The sequence below is a fragment of the Streptomyces sp. NPDC001933 genome (assembly GCF_042890955.1).
Taxonomy (GTDB): Bacteria; Actinomycetota; Actinomycetes; order Streptomycetales; family Streptomycetaceae; genus Streptomyces.
Genome location: NZ_JBIASS010000105.1, coordinates 1 through 2,845, shown reverse-complemented (window position 1 = coordinate 2,845; position 2,845 = coordinate 1). Strand labels below are relative to the sequence as shown.

Here is a 2,845-nt window from a genome sequence, read left to right as displayed (position 1 = left end):
GTCGGCGTACAAGTGAACGTCCCCACCCGCGTACGGATGAAAAGGGACAGTTGTTGATGCGTTGAGACCTGCTGCTCGGCACTCTGCTGCTTGGTCGGTGAGAGGCGGCGGAAGGCGGTCGGCGGTGGTCCTGGATCCGCATCGATGGTTGGAATTGCGGCGCTTCCGGAGTCTGTTGGAGTCCGGGGCGATCAGCCTGTCGGAGGTGGCCCGGGAGACCGGGCTGGACCGGAAGACGGTCCGCAAGTATCTGTCGGCGCCGGGTCCGGCGACCCCGCCGCGGCGGTCGCCGAACGGGCGGTCGAAGGCGAGGGTGATCGACGAGTTCGCGCCGCTGGTCGACTCGATGCTGCGGGCGGAGATCCTGATGAAGGCCGCGGTGATCCACGGGCGGCTGGCCGCGGAGTACGGGTTCCCCGGCAATTACCAGCGCGTCAAGCTCTACGTTCAGGAAGCCCGGCCCCGGATCGCCGAGGAACTCGGCATCACGCCGAAGGAACTCGTCGGCATGCACCGCCGGTTCGAGGTCATTCCCGGCGCCCAGGCTCAGGTGGACTGGGGCGACGAGGGAAAGATCCTCGCCCACATGGGTATCGGGAAGGTCTACTCCTTCCACATGACGTTGTCGTACTCACGCGACCCGTTCTGCTGCTTCACCACCAGCCAGGACCTCCAGACGTTCTTCGACTGCCACCGCCGGGCCTTCGCCCACTTCGGCGGCGTCCCGATGACGATCGTCTACGACCGCACGAAGACCGTGGTCCGACGCCACGTCGCTCCGGGCGAGGCGGTCCCGCTGCATCCGGAAGCGGTCGGGTTCGCCGGCCACTACGACTTCGACATCGACGTCCTGGCCGCCTACCGGCCCACCGGCAAGGGCCGCGTCGAACGGCAGGTCCTCATCGTCCGCGACCACGTCCTGTCCGGCCGGTCGTTCTCCTCCGTCGAGGAGATGGACGCCGCCTTCACTTCCTGGGTGCCGCAGCGACGGGCTCAGGCCCACAGGACTCACCAGCAGATCATCGGAGAGCGGGCGGCCCGCGACCACATGGCCCTCAAACCGCTGCCGGAGACTCCGTATCTGGTGGCCGAACGGCACCTGCGGCCAGTCGGCAAGGACTGCCTGGTCGCCTTCGGTGGCAACCTCTATTCCGTGCCCGCCCGCAAGGTCCGACCGCGTCAGCTGGTGGAGATCCGGGCCACGAAATCACAGGTCATGCTGCATTCCACCATCGCGGACGCCAGCGGCGAGACGCTGCTGGCCACCCACCCGCGAGCGATCGGCCGCGGGGCCCGCGTCGTCGAAGAGGCCCACTGGGACGGTCTGCCCACAGGCAAGGGACGCCGCACCACCACCGGCGATGTTGTGCCCCGTCCCCGTCGTGAGCGTCCCCGGGGCGAGGCGGCCGGACCTCTGCAGGCCCTGCTGAACCGGGCCGCGGCCACCAGCATCGAGGTCGGTCGCCGTCCGCTGTCGGTCTATGACGAGCTGACCGGTACCCGTCCCTTCACCACCCGTCCGAGCACGAGGGAAACGTCTTGAGCGAGCTGGTTTCCACCCGCATCCGCAATACGGCCGGCAAGCTCGGCCTGCCCCACCTGGCCGAAACGATCAACGAGTACACCCGGCGGGCCGACGAGGGCAAGATGGGCTATCTCGACTTCCTCGACCTGGTGCTTTCCGAGGAACTGGCCGTCCGTGACGACCGCCGCTTCCGCCAAGGCCTGCGGCTTTCCCGGCTGCCGCACCATAAGACGCTCGATGAGTACGACTTCTCCTTCCAGCCCGAGCTCGACCCGCGCAAGGTCAAGGACCTGGCCACCCTCTCGTTCGTCGAGGACAAGGCAAACGCCGCTCTGCTCGGGCCGCCCGGGGTCGGCAAGACGCACATCGCCGTCGCTCTCGCGGTTGCGGCCTGCCGGGCCGGCTACTCGATCTACTTCACCAGCCTCGACGACATGGTCCGCAACCTCAAGGCAGCCGAGGCCGCCGGCCGACTGACGAACAAGCTCGGCACCTACCTGCGGCCCAGCGTCCTCGTGGTCGACGAAGTCGGCTACCAGCCGCTCGAACGCGCGGAGGCGAACCTGGTCTTCCAGGTCATCTCCAAGCGTTACGAGAAGGGCTCGATCATCCTGACCTCGAACAAGACCTTCAGCGAATGGGGCCAGGTCTTCGGCGACGAGGTCCTCGCCACCGCCATCCTCGACCGGCTCCTCCACCACTGCGAAGTGATCTCCATCAACGGTCCCAGCTACCGGCTCAAGAACCGCCTCAAGGCGATCGAGCGGGACAACGACGTGGCCTGACGCCCCACGTCGCTTCCGGTGGCCAAGCGCTTGATCAGTTGTTGAGCACCCGCTGAAAGATCTCAGAGAACTCGCCGTTCTCGATCAGTCCGGCTATCACGTCGGTCATGTTGTCGATGCCGGGATCCCTGACGATCAGGCCGTCCGAGACCCAGAAGTACCGGCCCCCGAGGGCTTCGTCGGTTCCTGCCCAGAGTTTCGTCAGGCGCTCGACTTCCGCGACGGTGAACGCGGTCGCGGTCCAACGAGATCCATCCTTCAGAGTCACGAAGACATCGACGTTGCAGACCTCGTCCAAGTCCTCGCCGTCGCTGGGCAGGAACGACGCCTCGAAGTCCTCCATGCGGACCCGATACCAGGGCTCGTCCCACCCTCGCTCGATCGGTTCAGACGATGTGCTGTGACTCATCGCGCGAGTGTCCCTGGTCGGGGCGTCAATCTCAACCGAGATCCTCTGCCGTGCTGCCGCTGCCCGTGGTCAGAGCTGGGGGCATTCCTCCGTACGCAACTGGGGAGAAAAGTCCGTACGCCGACA

The 2,845-nt window shown here is 66.5% G+C and carries 3 protein-coding genes; 2 read left to right on the top strand and 1 reads right to left on the bottom strand.

Going from position 1 to position 2,845, the window contains the following annotated elements; translation table 11 throughout:
- Window positions 1-124: 124 nt before the first annotated feature.
- Both istA and istB read left to right on the top strand, forming a co-directional pair.
- A complete protein-coding gene (istA, locus tag ACFYY7_RS45550) occupies window positions 125-1,543 on the top strand; it encodes an IS21 family transposase (protein ID WP_388672335.1) in 1,419 nt (472 codons plus the stop codon).
- On the top strand, window positions 1,540-2,310 hold the full coding sequence (istB, locus tag ACFYY7_RS45545; RefSeq protein ID WP_388672332.1) for an IS21-like element helper ATPase IstB: 771 nt from the start codon (window positions 1,540-1,542) through the stop codon (window positions 2,308-2,310). Before istA ends, istB begins: the two co-directional genes overlap by 4 nt.
- 34 nt (window positions 2,311-2,344) lie before the next feature.
- Here the strand turns inward: istB and ACFYY7_RS45540 are convergent, their stop codons facing one another.
- A complete protein-coding gene (locus ACFYY7_RS45540) occupies window positions 2,345-2,719 on the bottom strand; it encodes a hypothetical protein (protein WP_388672329.1) in 375 nt (124 codons plus the stop codon).
- Between the last annotated feature and the right edge of the window lie 126 nt (window positions 2,720-2,845).